12 protein-coding genes are annotated in these 17,119 nt (G+C 72.3%); 5 read left to right on the top strand and 7 right to left on the bottom strand.

Annotated features, from left to right (window positions below; all coding sequences use genetic code 11):
• The first annotated feature begins 116 nt into the window (after positions 1–116).
• A complete protein-coding gene (locus tag ACOOE8_RS08505; RefSeq protein ID WP_420394389.1) occupies positions 117–632 on the top strand; it encodes a hypothetical protein in 516 nt (171 codons plus the stop codon).
• Between the two features lie 157 nt (positions 633–789).
• Here ACOOE8_RS08505 and pyk read toward each other — a convergent pair whose 3' ends face one another.
• Together pyk and ACOOE8_RS08495 are read right to left on the bottom strand one after the other, a co-directional pair.
• On the bottom strand, positions 790–2,220 hold the full coding sequence (gene pyk, locus ACOOE8_RS08500; protein ID WP_420394388.1) for a pyruvate kinase: 1,431 nt from the start codon (positions 2,218–2,220) through the stop codon (positions 790–792).
• On the bottom strand, positions 2,217–2,552 hold the full coding sequence (locus ACOOE8_RS08495) for a DUF1036 domain-containing protein (protein WP_420394387.1): 336 nt from the start codon (positions 2,550–2,552) through the stop codon (positions 2,217–2,219). The genes pyk and ACOOE8_RS08495 overlap by 4 nt, the downstream gene beginning before the upstream one ends.
• Before the next feature lie 765 nt (positions 2,553–3,317).
• Here ACOOE8_RS08495 and ACOOE8_RS08490 point away from each other — a divergent pair.
• Positions 3,318–3,593 carry a DUF2312 domain-containing protein gene (locus tag ACOOE8_RS08490; protein ID WP_420394386.1) on the top strand — a complete coding sequence of 92 codons (276 nt, stop codon included), beginning with the start codon at positions 3,318–3,320 and terminating at the stop codon, positions 3,591–3,593.
• A 206-nt stretch (positions 3,594–3,799) separates the two neighbouring features.
• On the opposite strand, the gene ACOOE8_RS08485 is transcribed toward ACOOE8_RS08490, so the two are convergent.
• Positions 3,800–5,404, bottom strand: a complete 1,605-nt coding sequence (locus ACOOE8_RS08485; RefSeq protein ID WP_420394385.1) for a DUF882 domain-containing protein — start codon at positions 5,402–5,404, stop codon at positions 3,800–3,802.
• Between the two features lie 361 nt (positions 5,405–5,765).
• Complete coding sequence (locus ACOOE8_RS08480; RefSeq protein ID WP_420394384.1) at positions 5,766–7,352, bottom strand: L,D-transpeptidase family protein; 1,587 nt, start codon at positions 7,350–7,352, stop codon at positions 5,766–5,768.
• A 152-nt stretch (positions 7,353–7,504) separates the two neighbouring features.
• Here ACOOE8_RS08480 and ACOOE8_RS08475 point away from each other — a divergent pair, with 152 nt between their 5' ends.
• Together ACOOE8_RS08475 and ACOOE8_RS08470 are read left to right on the top strand one after the other, a co-directional pair.
• Complete coding sequence (locus tag ACOOE8_RS08475) at positions 7,505–9,358, top strand: M3 family oligoendopeptidase (RefSeq protein ID WP_420394383.1); 1,854 nt, start codon at positions 7,505–7,507, stop codon at positions 9,356–9,358.
• Positions 9,355–10,197: a heme-dependent oxidative N-demethylase family protein gene (locus ACOOE8_RS08470; protein WP_420394382.1), complete on the top strand. Its 843-nt coding sequence runs from the start codon at positions 9,355–9,357 to the stop codon at positions 10,195–10,197. The genes ACOOE8_RS08475 and ACOOE8_RS08470 overlap by 4 nt, the downstream gene beginning before the upstream one ends.
• A 15-nt stretch (positions 10,198–10,212) precedes the next feature.
• On the opposite strand, the gene ACOOE8_RS08465 is transcribed toward ACOOE8_RS08470, so the two are convergent.
• Complete coding sequence (locus tag ACOOE8_RS08465; RefSeq protein WP_420394381.1) at positions 10,213–11,649, bottom strand: glycosyltransferase family 39 protein; 1,437 nt, start codon at positions 11,647–11,649, stop codon at positions 10,213–10,215.
• 136 nt (positions 11,650–11,785) lie between these two features.
• Here ACOOE8_RS08465 and ACOOE8_RS08460 point away from each other — a divergent pair, with 136 nt between their 5' ends.
• Positions 11,786–12,463, top strand: a complete 678-nt coding sequence (locus tag ACOOE8_RS08460; protein WP_420394380.1) for a tetratricopeptide repeat protein — start codon at positions 11,786–11,788, stop codon at positions 12,461–12,463.
• A 6-nt stretch (positions 12,464–12,469) separates the two neighbouring features.
• Here ACOOE8_RS08460 and ACOOE8_RS08455 read toward each other — a convergent pair whose 3' ends face one another.
• Together ACOOE8_RS08455 and ACOOE8_RS08450 are read right to left on the bottom strand one after the other, a co-directional pair.
• The gene (locus ACOOE8_RS08455; protein WP_420394379.1) at positions 12,470–15,802 is read right to left on the bottom strand and encodes an efflux RND transporter permease subunit; all 3,333 of its coding nucleotides are present in this window, start codon (positions 15,800–15,802) and stop codon (positions 12,470–12,472) included.
• A 7-nt stretch (positions 15,803–15,809) separates the two neighbouring features.
• A complete protein-coding gene (locus tag ACOOE8_RS08450; protein ID WP_420394378.1) occupies positions 15,810–17,108 on the bottom strand; it encodes an efflux RND transporter periplasmic adaptor subunit in 1,299 nt (432 codons plus the stop codon).
• Positions 17,109–17,119 lie beyond the last annotated feature (11 nt).

The raw sequence follows: 17,119 nt of genomic DNA, 5'->3' as shown, positions 1-17,119 counted from the left end.
GCGATGTCGAGTGGCACGCCGGCGCCGGCGAGGGGGCGGTCGCGCGTGCGGCCCGGTCCGCGGTCGACCGCCTCGGTCGCAGTTCGTCGAGGCGAAGGCCGTCCCTGCCGTCGCCCGTGCGGCCGTTCGTCGGTGGAGCGGACGAAGGCGAGCTGGGGGAGGTTGGTCACGCCGGCGACGGCGAGGGGGCGGTCGCCCGTGCGGCCCGGTCCGTGGTCGACCGCCTCGGCGCAGGTGAGGCGGCCGTCCCCGCCGTCTCACCGTTCGTCGGTGGAGCGGACGAAGGCGAGCTGGAGGAGGTTGGTCACGCCGGCGACGGCGAGGGGGCGGTCGCCCGTGCGGCCCGGTCCGTGGTCGACCGCCTCGGCGCAGGTGAGGCGGCCGTCCCCGCCGTCTCACCGTTCGTCGGTGGAGCGGACGAAGGCGAGCTGGAGGAGGGTGGTCACGCCGGCGACGGCGAGGGGGCGGTCGCCCGTGCGGCCCAATCCGTGGTCGACCGCCCCGGCGCAGGCGAGGCGGCCGTCCCCGCCGTCTCACCGTTCGTCGGTGGAGCGGACGAAGGCGAGCTCGATGGCGAGGGGGCGGGTCGCCCGTGCGGCCCGGTCCGTGGTCGACCGCCTCGGCGCAGGTGAGGCGGCCGTCCCCGCCGTCTCAACGTTCGTCGGTGGAGCGGACGAAGGCGAGCTGGAGGAGGTTGGTCACGCCGGCGACGGCGAGGGGGCGGTCGCCCGTGCGGCCCAATCCGTGGTCGACCGCCCCGGCGCAGGTGAGGCGGCCGTCCCCGCCGCCTCACCGTTCGTCGGTGGAGCGGACGAAGGCGAGCTGGAGGAGGTTGGTCACGCCGGCGATGTCGAGCGGCACGCCGGCGACGGCAAGGAGGCGGTCGCCCGTGCGGCCCAGTCCGTGGTCGACCACCTCGGCGCCAGCGCGTGCGATGAACTCATCGACGTCCGCGCACGGTGGGACGACCACGCAGAAGACACCCCAGGCGATCCCGAGGCGGCGGGCGGTGTCGACCCGCGAGCACAGCGCGAGGATCTGCGAGAACGGTCGCTCGCGCGACATGCGCTGGACCGTCGAGCCGGAGGTCGTGTAGCAGGCGATGACGCCGACCCCGAGGGTTTCGGCGATCTGCCGCGCGGCAGCGGCGAGCGCGTCCGATCCCGTGGCGTCGGGCGCGACGCGCTGGGCAAGCGCGATGGCGCGGTAGTTCGGGTCCTCCTCCACGCGGCGGGCGACCCGGTCCATCATCGTCACGGCCTCGGCCGGGTAGCGCCCCGCCGCCGACTCCGCCGACAGCATGACGGCGTCGGCGCCCTCGAACACCGCGGTCGCAACGTCTGACACCTCGGCGCGGGTGGGCACCGGCGAGGAGATCATGCTCTCCAGCATCTGCGTGGCCACGACGACGGGCTTGCCGGCCCGCCGCGCCTCGCGGGTGATGCGCTTCTGCAGCCCCGGCACGGCCTCGAGCGGCGCCTCGACGCCAAGGTCGCCACGCGCGACCATCACCGCATCGGCGAGGTCGATGATGTCGTCGAGGCGCTCGATGGCCTGCGGCTTCTCGATCTTGGCGAGGATGCCGGCCCGCCCCCGTGCCACCTTGCGCGCCTCGGCGAGGTCCTCCGGACGTTGAATGAAGGACAGCGCGATCCAGTCGCAGCCGGCATCGAGGCAGGCGTCGAGGTCGCTGCGGTCCTTCTCGGTCATCGCGCCGACGTCAATCAAGGTATCTGGGCAGCTCACCCCCTTGCGGTCGGACACCTCGCCGCCCTGCACAACCTCGGTCCGCGCCGCCTTGGGCGAGGCCTCACGCACGCGCAGCAGCACCTTGCCGTCGTCGATGAGCAGCCGATCCCCCTCCTGCAACGCTCGCAGGATCTGCGGGTGCGGGAGGTGGACGCGGCTCGCGTCGCCGGACCGTGGGTCGGCGTCAAGCGTGAACGCGGCGCCGTTTGCCAGCGTGACCGGGCCCTCGCCGAAGGTGCCCACACGCAGCTTCGGCCCTTGGAGGTCCGCGAGGATGGTGACGGGGGAGCCCACCACGTCCTCGACCGCGCGGATGCGCAAGACGAGGGAGCGCATGAGCCGATGGTCGGCATGGCTCATGTTGATCCGGAAGACGTCCGCTCCGGCGCGGTGGAGTTCAAGGATCTGGTCCTGCTGGCTGGAGGCCGGACCGAGCGTTGCGACGACGCGGACGCGCCGCGCTCGAATCATCGCCCGCCGATGCCCACCTTGGGGCGCTCGGTGAGCTGGACCGTCCAGGACAGACGGTCGCCGGTGTCCACCTCGACGAAGCCGCGCCGCTCGTAGCCGCGAGCGACGCAGTCGTTGGTGCCTGCGATGGTGAACTCCTTGTCGGACGTGCACATGAGCGCGGTGCCGCCCCACGCGCCACCCTCCTCATAGTCCAACGCATAGAGGTAGTAGTACCTCGACGGGAGGGGACCATCGACGACGACCTGGCAGCTCTCTGCGTCGAGGTTCCACCAGCCCTCGCTGACCCATTCCTCGTTGTTCCGGTACCCGATCGCGATCCCCACCTGCACCGGCGTCTTGTTGCACAGTCGAAGTTCCGCCGAGGCTTCGGTCGAGCTTGTCGACAACGCTACAGCGGCGAGGAGCACGGGAGTTAAGCCTGTCATTACGCAGCAGGGGATTCGGAACATTTGCAGCGAGCCGTCCTATTGTTCGTTCGTCATAAACGTGTTCGCGGCGCCAACCGCGGCGTTCATGCGAGCTTGCTCGTCCGTTGTCAATCGCGGGTGCGGAGCGCCAACAGCATCACCACGGTACGCCCTCCGCGCCCCATCGAGGTGTGAGACAACAGTACGCGACGATGCGAGGGATCAATGCACGAAGAGGCTTTCGCGAAGCTGATATCTCCCTGCCTACGTGCTGTCATGATTGACGCCCTCTTAACGGACACTTGACTTGGGCATCGACGGGTCACCTCCGCTGCTTGCGATCACAGCACGGGAACATGAACATAATGATAAGCCGGCGGACGGCGCGGAGGGCTCATCAAACCCCGCGCGGCCTCACCACATTTGCGCCTGGTTTATATCAATATCGTGCCCAATGGCGTCGGCACTGCCTTGCAGGCGCGTTGTCCCATTTTTGCAACGTGAGCCGACGGCAGCGATGAGCACGCGCGCTCGGCCCGAGGAACGATCGCTTTGGCTCCAATGGGACAAGGCGATGGCGACCATGCTGCTCGCTTCAGCCCAAACATCGGGGACGAGCACCGGGGTGGGCGTTGATCCGGCTGCCAGCCGCATGACACTCGCACGGTGCAACGACGGAGATATCCCATGGTGAACGGTGGTGTCGCGGGCGATCAGCTGCGAGCGATCGTGGAGCGGATCGAGCGGCTGGAGGAGGAGAAGCAGGGGATCGCGGACGACATCCGCGACGTCTACGCCGAGGCCAAGGGCAACGGCTTCGACACCAAGGTGCTTCGCCAGATCGTGCGCCTGCGCAAGCAGGAGCCGAGCGAGCGCCAGGAGCAGGAGGCGGTGCTCGACCTCTACCTGCAGGCGCTCGGCATGCGCTTCACGGGCGAGGAGGCGACCGCCGAGGCGGCCTGAAGCCACACCGCGGTGCAGCGGGCAGGTGGTCCACCGCACGCCCGCCGCACTCGTCGTCCCAACTTCAAAGGAGCGCGACGCTGGAACCTCCAGCAACGACGCGTCCCCGGAGAAGCCGGCTTGCCCGTGCGAGCCGGGGCGCCGCTGGTCCCCGTCTCGGAGGTCGAGAACCGCCGTGTCCCACGGAGCATGGTGCTGACGAGCGGTCAGGTCCTCGGGCTTGCGAATACCGTGATCCGTGTGCCGACGAAGCGGTCCGTCCGGAGCCAGTCGTTGCGGCCGGTCTGGATGGGCTTGCCGGAGCCGAGGAAGCCCAAGACGAGCAGCACGCCCTCATCCATGGCGGCCGATCGGTCGGGCGCGACGAGGGTGGCGAAGCCGTCCGACGAGACGTCCGCGGGGTTGGCCAGCAGGGCCGGGCTCGCACCGGTCACCGGTCTCATCATCGCCTCGACCACCGGCGCCGTGAGCGCGCTCGGCACCGTCTCCGCCGAGGACGCCGCGACCGGCGCAAGGGGCTCGCCCATGGGCGCCAGAGGCTCGCCGATCGAAGCGAAGGGCTCGCCGAGCGGCGCGCTGGGGATCAGCGCAGCCGTGTCGGACTGCGGTGAGGTGTCCCCTGGGAGGACGTCCTCGCGGGCGTAGGCGAGGGCGCCCGGGGCGGGGACCACCTCCGTCCCGCTCGGCCGCAGCGGGCGGTGCGGCGGCAGCGCCGCCACGACGACCGGCGCCGCAGGGGCATCCTCCTGCGACCGCCCCGCCGGGGACGCGCGAGGCGTCGGCGGAGGGGCAGCCGGCTCCGACGCCACTGCGGGAGCTTCCGCCGCCACCGAGGTGAGGGGAGCGCTGGGCAGCGCCACGGGCTGCACCTCCGCAGGTTCTGGGGGAGCCGGAGCATCCGCGCGACGCGTGCGGCCGATCAGTCCGCCGAGCGAGACCGACGGCAGCTGGCGGAACAACCCGCGCCGCTCCTCGCCGTCGTCGTCGCTCGTGGGCTGGCGCGCTTGCGCCGAGGGCTGCGGCGCGGTGCGCTGCGCCTGGGAACCCAGGGAGGCGGTCCGCACCGCGATGGGCGGATCGCGAGCCGGCTCGGCGCGTCGCGGCGCCGTCGCTGGCTCCGCGTCCCCGCCGCCGCGACCGAGCCCCACGAAGGCGAGCAGCCCCCCGCCGCGTGAGCTCCCGTCGAGACTCGCAAGCTTGCCGTCGCGCTCCAGGCGCTGCGCCTCGGCGTAGCCCTTGAGCGGCTTGCCGTCCGCCGGCAGGTGCAGCGTCTTGCCGTCCGGGAACAGCCGAGCCAGCTCGCTCCGCGGCATGCGTGGCCACGCCCGCACGTGCCCGGTGTCCATGTGGACGAACGGGCTGTTGGAGCGCGGGTAGTAGCCGACGCCGCCAACCTGCCGCTTCATGCCCGCGGCGCGCAGCTTGGCGATGTTGGCGCCCTTGATGAAGAAGTCGACGGCCCGACCGGCCATGTGGTGGGAGTTCTTCGCCACCCCGCGCGAGCGGCTGCGGAGCATGGAGTTGGTCGCGGGCGAGCGGTACGCCGAGACCACGTGGATGGTGCCGCCGAACTCCTGCTGCATCTCCCACAACAGGTCGAACAGCTCGGGGTCCATCTTGGTCGCCTCGTTGCGCCGCCAGTCGCGCAGGAAGCGGTTGAGGTCGCGCAACGCCGAGCCGACGTAGCTGCCGTTGCGCTTGTAGACGATCTTGATGCTCTCCCGAGTGTGCGTGAAGTAGAGCTCAAGCGTGCGCGAGGCGGCCATTGCGGGTGCCGCCGGCAGGACCAGCGACACCAACAGCAACGCCACCGCGAGGCACCGCACCCCGCGGGGCACCCGGCGCCCGCTCAGGCCGGCCATCAGGCGCAGCGCGAGCCCGGCAGTCCGTCGATCGCGGAGCCTCGGCCTGCCTGAGCGCAAGGGTCCGGCGCGCTCGCGCGGGACGGTCGCGCACGGCACATCCCGGGCGGCGGAGGTGGTGGCGAGGATGATCTTCAACAGCCGCCCCCTGTCAGACACATCAGGGTACGCCGGACGCGACGCATGAGCCACGAGGTACGACGCAACGCTTGCCGGAGGCTTAACGGATCGACGACGCCGACGAAAGAGCCGTCATGCCGGCAACCCACGCTGTGGCGATCAGGCAACAAGGCGCATGCACGGCGGCGACCTACAGCCCGAGCGCGCGTTGGGTGCGAGCATCGTAGCCGTAGACGTCGGCGTATCGCAGGAGTGTCCCGTCCTGCGCCACCTCTCGGGTGAAGTAGGTGAGGTGCACCGGGATCTTCCGCTCCACGTCGAGCCATTGCTGCCTGCGGCCGACGAGGCGCTTCAGGCCAGCGCCGGACATCCCCGCCTCCCTGGCGAGCAGCGCATCGGCGAAGGCGAAGGGATCCTCCACGCGCACGCATCCGTGGCTGTAGGCTCGCTCGGTGCGGGAGAACAGTTGCTTGGTCGGCGTGTCGTGCAGGTAGACCGCGTGCCGGTTCGGGAACAGGAACTTAATCGAGCCGAGCGCGTTGCCACGGCCCGGTCGCTGGCGGATGCGCACGTGGCGCAGCGCGTCGCGCGACCAGGCGATGGATGCGGGGTGGACCACGCGTCCGTTCAGCACCGCCTCGTAGCCGCGCCGGGCGAGGTAGCCGGTGGGGTCGGCCTGGATGCCGCCCAGCATCTCGCTCGAGGCGATGGAGAACGGCACGTTCCAGTACGGGTTCACCACCACGTGCTCGACCTCGTCGGAGAAGATCGGCGTCGGGTTCGCCGGCTTGCCGACGATGACGCGCCCCTCGTAGGCGGTCTCCGCCGAGCTCACCACGCGCACGCGGTAGGCCGGCACGTTGACGACGACGTGGTGGGCGCCGAGCCACCGGGGCATCCAGCGCCAGCGCTCCATGTTGGAGATCAGCGCGGCAGCAGCCTCCTCCCCGAGCCCGGCATCGAGGATCGCGAGGGAGCGCGGGCCGACGATGCCGTCCGCGGCAAGGCCGTGGGCGCGCTGCCAGCCCTTCACGGCCTCGCCGAGGGCGGCGTCGAACACCGTGGCGTCGGTGCCCCGACGCACCGTGGCGCCGAGCCGCGCCCGCAGCACCGCCACGCGGGGGCTGCGCACGCCCTCCTTGAGGTTCGGCCCCCGGCCGACGGCGGGCGGCGCGTCCACCGATCGCTCCAGCGTTCGTCGCAGCGCGACGCGCAGTCCCTGGTACTGGGCGTGCTGCGGATGGACGCTGTCGAGGGTCGCCGCGACGTCCCTCGCATGAGCGAGGCGCAGGAGGAACGTGCGCTCGTTGAGGGACGGCGGCTCCAGCGTCATGATGCGCGAGACGTCAGAGGGATGCGTGCGGCCTGCGTGCGCGTGGCGAGCGTAGCGCAGCGCCGCCTCGGTCAGCGCGACCTCCTCGGCGGCTTGCGCCCCCACGCCGTCGCCGGCCGGCGGCACGACGTAGTCGGCGGGGTCGAGGCCGTCGAACTCAGCCTGCGCCAGGCGGGCCCGCAACGTCGCGGCGCGCTCCCCAGTCCAGATCGGCGCGTGGTGGCGCGCCTCATAGAACCGCGCCACCGACAGCCACACATCGGCCTCGACCTCACGGCGGATCGCAGCCTCCATCGACGGGGGCTCCGACGGCGCCATCGCCACGAGCGTCGCGACGTCGAGCCCCGTCGCCAGGGTGAGGGTCAAGGGCGAGGCGCGCGGCACAGGCGCCTCGGCGACGGCACCACGAGGCGTCGCCGCCGCGAGGAGGACCGCCCCCGCCACGCGGGCCAGCTTGCGGACGGCGCCCGGCCTCGTCGTCGATGTCACACGCATTGCCCTGTCGCCTTGACGGGAGGAAACCATCTATGTCGGTGGCACATAGCACCAGGCCGTCCTGCGTCCCCCTCCCGTCACGTCCCGTCGAAGGTCCCCCGATGAGTTTGATCGAATGTTGCGCAATCGTGCCACATGACACCGCCGAGCGGGGGCGCGCGGCGGCGCTGGGCGCGCTGCCCCAATGGGACCTGTCGGACTTCTACGCCGGCCCGGACGCGCCGGAGCTCGCCGCCGACCTTGCTGGGCTCGCCGAAGACGCTCGTGCCTTCGAGGGGCGCTACAAGGGACGGCTCGCCGACCTCGTGGCGGCGGACGGGGGCGGGACGGATCTTGCCGAGGCGTTGCGCGCCTACGAGGCGCTGGAGGACCGCGCCGGTCGCCTCGGCTCCTACGCCAGCCTGCTCTACGCGACCGACACCGCGAACCCGACCTTCGCCAAGTCCTACGGCGACGTGGCGGACCGGCTCACCGCGCTGTCCTCCCACCTCCTCTTCTTCCCCCTCGAGCTCAACCGCATCGACGATGCCATGATGGACCGCGCGCTCGAGGACGAGGGCGCTGCACACTACCGGCCCTTCGTGGCCGACCTGCGCAAGGATCGGCCGCACCAACTGTCGGACAACCTCGAGCGGCTGTTCCTCGACAAGTCGGCTCCGTCTCGCACGGCCTGGACGCGGCTCTTCGACGAGACCATCGCCGGGCTAAGGGTCGCGGTGGAGGGTGGGCCGGAGGCGCTCACCCTCGAGGAGGCGCTCAACCGGCTCCTCGATCCGGATGAGTCGGTGCGCCGCGCCGCGTCCGAGGGGATCGCCGCCGCGTTGAAGGGCGAGGAGCGCGTCTTCACGCTCATCACCAACACGCTCGCCAAGGACAAGGAGATCTCCGACCGCTGGCGCGGCTTCGACGACGTCGCCGCCGCGCGGCACCTCGCCAACCGCGTGGAGGCGGACGTCGTCGACGCGCTGGTCACGGCCGTGACAGAGGCTTACCCGCGGCTGTCGCATCGGTACTACGCGCTGAAGGCCCGCTGGCTCGGCAAGGACGCGCTCGACACGTGGGACCGCAACGCGCCGCTGCCGGAGGCGGACGACAGGACGATCGGCTGGTCCGACGCGCGTGACACGGTGCTGTCGTCCTTCGAGGCCTTCTCGCCGCGGATCGCCGAGCTCGCCGAACGCTTCTTCGAGAACCCCTGGATCGACGCACCGGTCCGGCCGGGCAAGGCGCCCGGCGCGTTCTCCCACCCCACCGTGCCGTCGGCCCACCCGTTCGTGCTCATGAACTATCAGGGCCGGGTGCGCGACGTGATGACCCTCGCCCACGAGCTCGGCCACGGCGTCCATCAGATCCTGGCGAGCCCCAACGGCGCGCTGATGGCGCCAACGCCGCTGACGCTCGCCGAGACCGCCTCGGTGTTCGGCGAGATGCTGACCTTCCGCACGCTGCTCGACGGGGCGCCGGACGCGCGCACGCGGCGCGTCATGCTCGCCGCCAAGGTCGAGGACCAGCTGAACACCGTGGTGCGCCAGATCGCGTTCTACACCTTCGAGCGCCACGTCCACACCGCGCGGCGCGAGGGCGAGCTCACCGCCGAGCGGCTCGGCGAGATCTGGCTCGACGTCTCACGCGAGTCCCTCGGCCCCGCGGTGCGGCTCAAGGAGGGCTACGAGGTGTTCTGGTCCTACGTGCCGCACTTCATCAACGCGCCGTTCTACGTCTACGCCTACGCGTTCGGCGACTGCCTGGTGAACTCGCTCTACGGCATCTACGAGCGCGAGCCGGACGGCTTCGAGGAGAAGTACCTCGCGCTGCTGTCGGCCGGAGGGACCAAGCATCACGGCGAGCTCCTCGCCCCGTTCGGGCTCGACGCGCGCGATCCGGCGTTCTGGCACACCGGGCTCGCCGTCATCGAGGGGCTGATCGACGAGCTCGCCGCGGTCGAGGCCGGTTGACCCGGTTGGGCGCCCTGCCCCGTCCGCTCCACGCGCCCTATGCGGGGCGCCATCGCCCGTTCTCCATCGCGATGGCGCCGCTCGATCCGGCCGAGTGGCTCGAAGTCGACGACCGCCGCGACGCCGACCTCGCGCTGAAGGCCGAGGTCTTCGCGGCAGATCCCGGCGCGGTGCGGACGGAGCCGGGCACGGAGGGGGCGCAGGAGGAGGTCGAGCGGCGCATCGCAGGGCACCTTGCGGCGCGCGGCGTCGCGCTTCCGGCGACCGACTCCGTCTCGGCACCGATCCAGCGCGCGGCGCTGCTCGTGCAGGACGACCTCGTCGTGATGCGCCGTGGGACCGACGGCTGGCGCCTCGTCGCCGCCGCGCTCGCGTTCCCCTCCTCCTGGCTGCTGGCGGAGAAGTTCGGCCGGCCGATGGACACGATCCACGCGGACGTGCCCGGATGGGCCGGCGCCATGGGCACGCGGGTGGGACGCATCTTCGACGCCCTGCCGGACGACGCGCTGGTCTGGCGGCTCAACTGGTCGCTCCAGTTCGGCGGTGGGCTGCCCATGCCGCGCTCCAAGCGTGAGCCCGCGCCCGCCGCGTCCCTCGACGACGCGCTCGTCCGCGTGGAGCGGCAGACGCTGCGGCGGCTCGCCACCGGCGACCTCCTGTTCACGATCAAGGTGATGCTCGACCCCGTCGAGGCGCTCGCCCGCCACCCCGACGGGACGCGCCTCGTCGCCGGGCTGGTCACCCAGCTCGCCGCGCTCGACGACGCGCAGCTCGCCTACAAGGGGCTGACGGAGCGGCGCGACGCCCTGCTCGACCGCCTCGCGGGGCTGCGCCCCTGACAACGCAGGCCGGCGTCAGCACGGGCGAGCGATCGTGGCGCGCAGCGTCATGGTCCGGCCGGTGAGGTTGCGCAGCGGCGCCTCGATGCTCGTGGAGCGGACGGTGCAGAACCCGGGAGGCGCCTCCGGGGGACGGCCCTCGCGGCGGTCGACGGCGAGCGCGAGGTCGGGCGCGCCCGCCAGCGGATCGCCGAGGATATCGGCCTCGCGTCCCGCCCGCCGCAGCGCGAGGGTGAGGTTGGCCGCAAGGTCATGCCGCCAGGAGACGACACCGATGCGGCCGGCGGGCAGGTCGTCCACGAGGGGTGCAAGCAGGGCGTCGTAGGGTCGCGCGAAGCGGTGGTCGTCGAACGCGGTCATCGCCGCCATCGCGGCGGGGACGACCGCGAAGGCCGTGGCGCCAGCCGCGACGACGGCGCCGCGCCGCGGCCAGCCTGACAGGTGGAGCGCGGCCACGACCGGCAGCGGCGCGAGCAGCGGGATCAGGTAGCGCTCGTGCACCACGGTCGCGTCCGCCGCGGCGACGAGGGCGGCGAGCGCGCCGAGGCCGATGCCCATCGCGCGCCACAGGAGGCGCCGCGTCGCCTCGGCCGCCTCATCGAGGGGCGGCGGCGTGCGGGCGAAGATCGCGACGAGGAGCGCGACGAGGCCGCCCGACGCCAGCGCCGACAGCGCGAGGGACAGCACGCCGTCGAGCCCGACGAGCGGCACGTCCAGCGCGCTGAACGGACCGTCGTCGTAGAGCTTGGCGACCCGTGCCGTCGACGCCTCGAGCTGGAGCGCCGCGGCCAGATAGGCAGGACCGGCGAGGAGCGCGAACGCGGCCGGCGCGAGGAGCGCTCGGAGGTCGGCGAACCGCCCGCGCCAGAACGGATCGAGCGTTGCGGCGACGGTGAGGCCGCCGAGGAGCAGCACGATGTTCGCCTTGCCGAGCGCACCGACGGCGGCTGCGACCCCCAGCGCGAGGAACGCCGCGGACGTCGCGCGCCGTGCGGTCGCGGTCAGCGCCGCGACCACCCCCACCGCCCCCGCCAACACGAGGACGGAGTGGGCGAGGGTGTGCGCCGACATCCACGACACCTGCGGCATGAGCGCCGCGAGGGCGAGGGCGAGGACGCCCGTAGTTGGACCGGCGAGGCGTCGCACCGCGTCGAACACGAGGAGGTAGGTTGTGGCGAGCAGCGCCGCCTTGACGAACGCGACCGCGAGCGGCCAGCGCCATCCGGTCAGCTCCAACGCGCCGCGGACGAGCCAATTGTAGAGCGGGGGATGGGAGTTGGCGTAGACGAGCCGCAGGTCCACCGCGCCGACGAACTGCGCCTCGTCGATCTCCAGGAACGGCGACAGCCCCAGTCGGACGGCGCCGAGCGCAATGACGTAGAGTGCGACGACAAGGGCGACCTGCCACGGCCGTGCGGCAGGCGGCCCTGATGTCCCGTCGGTCCCTGCCATCGCGGCCCCCTGCCCGTGGGGGCCATCGCGGCTGACGCCCCGCCCGTCAACCCGACGCGCGATGCCTCGTCGAGCTCACCCAGTTGCGACCCCCGGTCCTTTTGACGAGGCGTACCGTGCGCCCCATCATCCGCCGATGACCCAGTTCGCACGCTCCCTCATCGCCACGCTCGCGCTCGCGGCCCTTGCGAGCGCGCCGGCCCTCGCGCAGCAGCGCGACACCGACACCGACACCGTCCGCCCGGAGGCGGACGCCGCGCCCCGGAAGGGGGACCGCGTCGACCGTCCGCAGCCCGCCGAGCCCCCAGGAGGCACGACGGCCGCGGAGCGCCGCGCGGAGCGGCTCGACCGCATGTTCGCCGAGCTCGCTGCGGCGGACACCAAGGAGCGGGCGGACCGCATCGCGCGTCACATCATGCGGCGCATGACGCGGTCCGGCAGCCCCACGGTCGACCTTCTGATGGCGCGGGCCGGGTACGCCATGCAGACGAAGAATTACGGCCTCGCGCTCGACCTCCTCGACGGGGTGGTGCGCATGAAGCCGGACTTCGCCGAAGGCTGGAACCGACGGGCGACGGTGAACTTCCTCGCCGGCGACTTCGGCCGCTCCATCGCCGACATCGAGGAGACGCTGCGGCGCGAGCCGCGCCACTGGGGCGCGCTCGTCGGCCTGTCGGTCATCCTAGTGTCGATGGAGCGCAAGGAGACCGCGGTGGAGGTGATGGACCGGGCGCTCGAGATCCACCCGCACCTTGAGGACACGCGCGTGCGCCGCGACCAGTTCCGTCAGGAGCTCGAGGGCACCGACACCTGACGACCGTCAGCGCGCCGGCGCCGGCGTGCGGCCGATGAGGAGGGCGAGCAGGCGGCCGACGTCGTTGCCGATGCCGAGCAGCGTCGGCACGAGGACGAGCACGATGAGCGTCGCCGCGGCGAGGCCGAACACGATCGTCACCGCCATCGGCAGCAGGAACTGCGCCGACAGGCTCCTCTCGAACAGAAGCGGGATCAGTCCGCCGATGGTGGTGAGCGAGGTGAGGAGCACGGCGCGCAGCCGGTCCGCGCTCGAGCCCACGGCGGCCTGGGCGAACGTCGCGCCCTCGGCGAGCCGCTCGTCGAAGCGCTTCACCAGGATGATGCTGTCGTTGACCAGGATGCCGGCGAGCCCGAGCAGCCCGACGAACGAGACGATGGTGAGGTTCATGCCGAGGATGACGTGGCCGAGGATCGCCCCTACCGCGCCGAACGGGATGATGAGCATGATGACGACGGGCCGCCAGTAGGAGCCGAACACCAGGGCGAGCGTCAGGTAGATCACGACCATGGCGAGCAGCGCGCCCTGCCTCAGGTCCTCGAACGATCGCCGCCGCTCGAGGTCGCGACCGCCGAACTCACCGCGCACGCCGTGGCGTGCCTCCACCGTCGGCAGCACCTCGGCAGCGACCCGTTCGGTGAGCGCCTGGGGCGTGATGATGTCGGGGTCGACGTCGGCGGTGACGGCGACGGTGACGACCCCGTCGCGGCGCAGGATGAGGGAGAACGTGTTGCGCTCCTCCACCTCGACCACCTCCGACGCCGGAACGAACTTGCCCGTGGGGGAGCGCAGGAAGAGCTCGTCCACCGACACGGCGGCACCGTCGGCACGCTGGCGCACGCGCACCGGCACCTCCTGCGCGTCCGGACCGACCACCAGGCGGCGGGCGATCTGTCCCTCGAAGGCGCCGCGCACCTGCGTGCCGACGCTGTCCAACGTGAAGCCCAGCGCCTCGCCGCGCGGGGTGAGGCGCATGGCGAGCTCGGGCTTGCCGTAGGGCAGGTCGTCGCTGACGCCGTTCACCCCGTCCCACGCCTCGACGGCGGCGACGACGTCCGCGGCCGCGGCCTTCAGCGCTCCAGGCGAGGCGCCGGCGAGCTTGAGGTCGAGGTCGCGACCCGGAGGGCCGCCGCGTCGCTCCTCGATGGCGACGGTCTTCACCCCGGCGAGCTCCGGCAGCGCCTCGCGCCACGCCCGCACGATGTCGGGCGTGCGCACGTCGCGCGCCTCGGATGGCGTGAGCTGCACCTGCAGCGTCGCGAGGTTGTCGCCACGGTCCCGCCCCGCGCGGCCGATGAGCGCGTAGGCATCCGACACCAACGCGCCCTCCTCGCCGAGCTCGGCCTCGGCGCCCATGAGCGCCGCCTCGATGGAGGCGACCCCCTCGATGGCGCGCTCCCGCGGCGTGCCGGGGTGGAACTCGACGCGCGCCGAGATCGACTCGGCCTCCGGCGAGGGGAAGAACACGAACTTCACGTGCCCGCCGCCGAAGTACAGCCCGTACACCACGACGAGGATGCTCCCCGCCGCGACCGCCGCCGTCGTGTAGCGGAACGCATAGGTCGCCGCGATGAACCGCGCGTAGGGCCCGTCGCGGAAGCGGTTGAACGTGCCGTCGAAGGCCGCGCGGAACCTTGCGAGCGGGGAACGCCTCGGGCGGCGGGTGCGCCGCGCGAGGCGACGCTCCACGACGCCGGCCAGCGCGAGGCCGAGGAGGATCGCAACCACCGCGACGAGGCTCGGCGGCAGCAGGAGGAGCGAGGCGAGCACCCCGTCCGCCTCGCCCGCGAGCCACGCCCCTGCGCGGACCAGCCCGCCGATGAAGGCGGCGCCGAGCCCGGCCACGACCGTCAGCCGCAGGAGGCGACCGAGGCGCAGCCCGCTCCCACCGGTGTGGGCGAGGTGTCCCGGCAGGATCAGGAAGCACTCGACGAGCGAGGCGAGGATGATGGCGATGCCGACGAGCGGGATCGCCGACATCATCTGCCCGATCACGTCGCGCATCAGGAAGATCGGCGCGAAGGCGGCCACGGTGGTCACCGACGAGGCGAGCACGGGCACCAGCATCTCGCTCGCGCCGCGCGTCGCCGCCTCATCCATGGGCAGGCCGCGCGAGGCCAGCGTGTCAGCGTGCTCTCCCACCACGATGGCGTCATCGACGATGACGCCGAGCATCATGATGAGTGCGAACAGCGAGACCATGTTGATGGTCTGCCCGGTGGCGAGCATCACGGCCAGCGTGCCGGCGAACGCCACGGGGATGCCGAGCGCGACCCAGAACGCGACTCGCGCGTCGAGGAACACGAACAGCACCACGAGGACGACCGCGAGCCCCTGCCAGCCGTTGCGCACCAGGATCTCGATGCGGTCCCACAGCATCTCGGTCTGCACGTCGTAGAGCTTCAGCTCAAGGCTCGCCGGCAGGGTCGGTCGCACCTCCTCGAGGTACTCGCGCACGGCGCGATCGGCGGCGAGCGCGTCGGCCGACGGCGAGCGCTCCACGGTGAGCTCGATGGCGGGGTCGCCGTCGCGCAGCCCAGACACCGAGCCGCGGGCAAAACCTTGCCGCACATCGGCGATGTTGCCGACGGTGATCGTCTCGCCGGACGGCAGCACCTTGACCGGGAACTCACGGATCGCATCAGGCGTCTCGCCGCCGCCGAGCACGCGGATCTGCCGGTCCACGACGCCGTCGACGACGCCCGAGGGGCGGTCGAGGGTGCTGGCGCGCACCGCGGCGGCGACGTCCTCGGTGGTAAGGCCGAGGCGTAGGAGGTCGCGCTCGCGCACCTCGACGACGATCTCGACGTCGCGCGCGCCGCCGATGGAGACGCGGTCGAGGTCGCGCCCGAGGAGGTCGTCGCGGATGCGCCGGGCGAAGGTCTGCAGCGCGTCCTCCGAGAACGGACCGGAGACGGCGATCTTCGCGACCGGATCGCGGATGACGTCGATGCTCACGACGGGGCGCTCGGCGTTCTCCGGCAGCGTGTCGAGGGAGGTGACGGCCTGCTCGACGTCGGAGAACGCCTTCTGCATGTCGCTGCCGGGAGCGAACTCGATGGACGTGAACGCTGCCCCCTCGCGCGCCACCGAGCGCACCTTGTCGACGCCGGAGAGGAACCGCACCGCCGGCTCGACCGCGGCAAGGATCGTGTCGGAGACATCCTCCGCGCTCGCGCCCGGCCAGGCGATGCTGACCTCCACCTGCGACAGGTTCGCTGCCGGCCAGAAGCGCGCGGTGAGGTTGGCCAGCGCGAACACGCCGAGCGCCAGCATCAACGCCATCAACAGGTTCGCCGCGTTGGGATGGCGCGCGAAGGCGCCGAGAACGCCGGTCATCGCCGCCTCACGAGGGCTCGCGGGCGGCGCTGCCCACCGCCACCGCCCCACCGAGCTCGACGCGGCGCACGAGGAGGCCCTCGCCGACCTCAGCGAGCCGCGTCGTCACGACCGCCTCGCCGTCCGCGATGGGGCCACGGACGATGACCTCGTTGCCGTCGCGGACGAGGAGGGTGACCGGCCGGCGGTCGAGGCGGTCGTCCTCACCGATGACGAACACCGCGTCGCCGTAGAGCGCGGTGGCCGGGAGCCGCGCCGATCCGCCGTGCAGGCGTCCGGGGACGGCGACCTCGACGAACGCACCGGGCCGCGGCACCGGGCCGTCCGGCATCGCGACGCGCGCGAACACGTCGACGCCGCCGGTATCGCTCGCGACGTCCGCGCCGATCCGCTCGACGATCGCCTCGTAGAGGAGCGGCGCGTCGCCGATGCGCCACGCCATGCTGACGGGCGTGCCGATGAGCAAACCGTCGGCGATCAACCGGCCGTAGCGCTCGTCCGACAGCGTGAAGCGCACCTCCAACGCATCCGCCCGCACCAGCTCGGCGGCGACGTCGTTCGCCGACAGGATGCGGCCGACGGCGACGTTCTCCGCCCGCACGATGGCCTCGAAGGGCGCGGTTAGGACGGTGTCGGCGAGCGCGCGCTCGGCCTTCTCCACCGCCCACTCGAGGCGGTCGACCTGCGCCTCCTGCTGCGCGAGCCGCGCCCGCTCGACCTCGAGCGAGTAGGTGCGCTGGTCCACCGCCTGCTGGCGTTGGCTGACGAGGAGTCGACGGTCGTCCACCTGGCGGTCGGCGATGGTCCCCGAACGCAGGTCCGTGGCACGCGCGAGGTCCCGCTCGGCGAGCTCGAGCTGCTCGCGGGCGCGCTCCAGCGCGTTCTCCTCCAGCGCGATGCGGCTTCTCGCCTCAGCCGCACGGGCGTTCGCCTCGGCGAGCTGTGCTTGCGCCTCGCGCACTGCGCCCTCGTAGGCGAAGGGGTCGATGGTGACGAGCGGCGCGCCGGCGGCGACGAGCGCTCCGACCGCGAGGTCCTGGTGGACGTCGACCACCTCGCCGGGGGAGGCGACGCGCAGCTCCGCCGCCTCCGCGGCGACGACCTCGCCGAACGCGCGCAGCGTCGCCCTGTGGTCGCCGAGCGCGACGTCCGTCGCCGTCACCGAGTACACCGTCTCGGCTGGCGTCGGGCGCTCGGCCGGGCCAGCAGCCTCACGGTCCACCAGCGCCTCGGTCCACGACCAGGCGCCGAACAGGACGAGCGCCGGCAGCACGGCCTGCGCCGCGGCGCGACCGAGGCGCCTCATCGGGCGCCCCG

Origin of the sequence: Acuticoccus sp. (genome assembly GCF_965213555.1) — a bacterium.
Classification (GTDB): domain Bacteria; phylum Pseudomonadota; class Alphaproteobacteria; order Rhizobiales; family Amorphaceae; genus Acuticoccus.
This window is presented reverse-complemented; position numbering and strand designations above follow the sequence as displayed.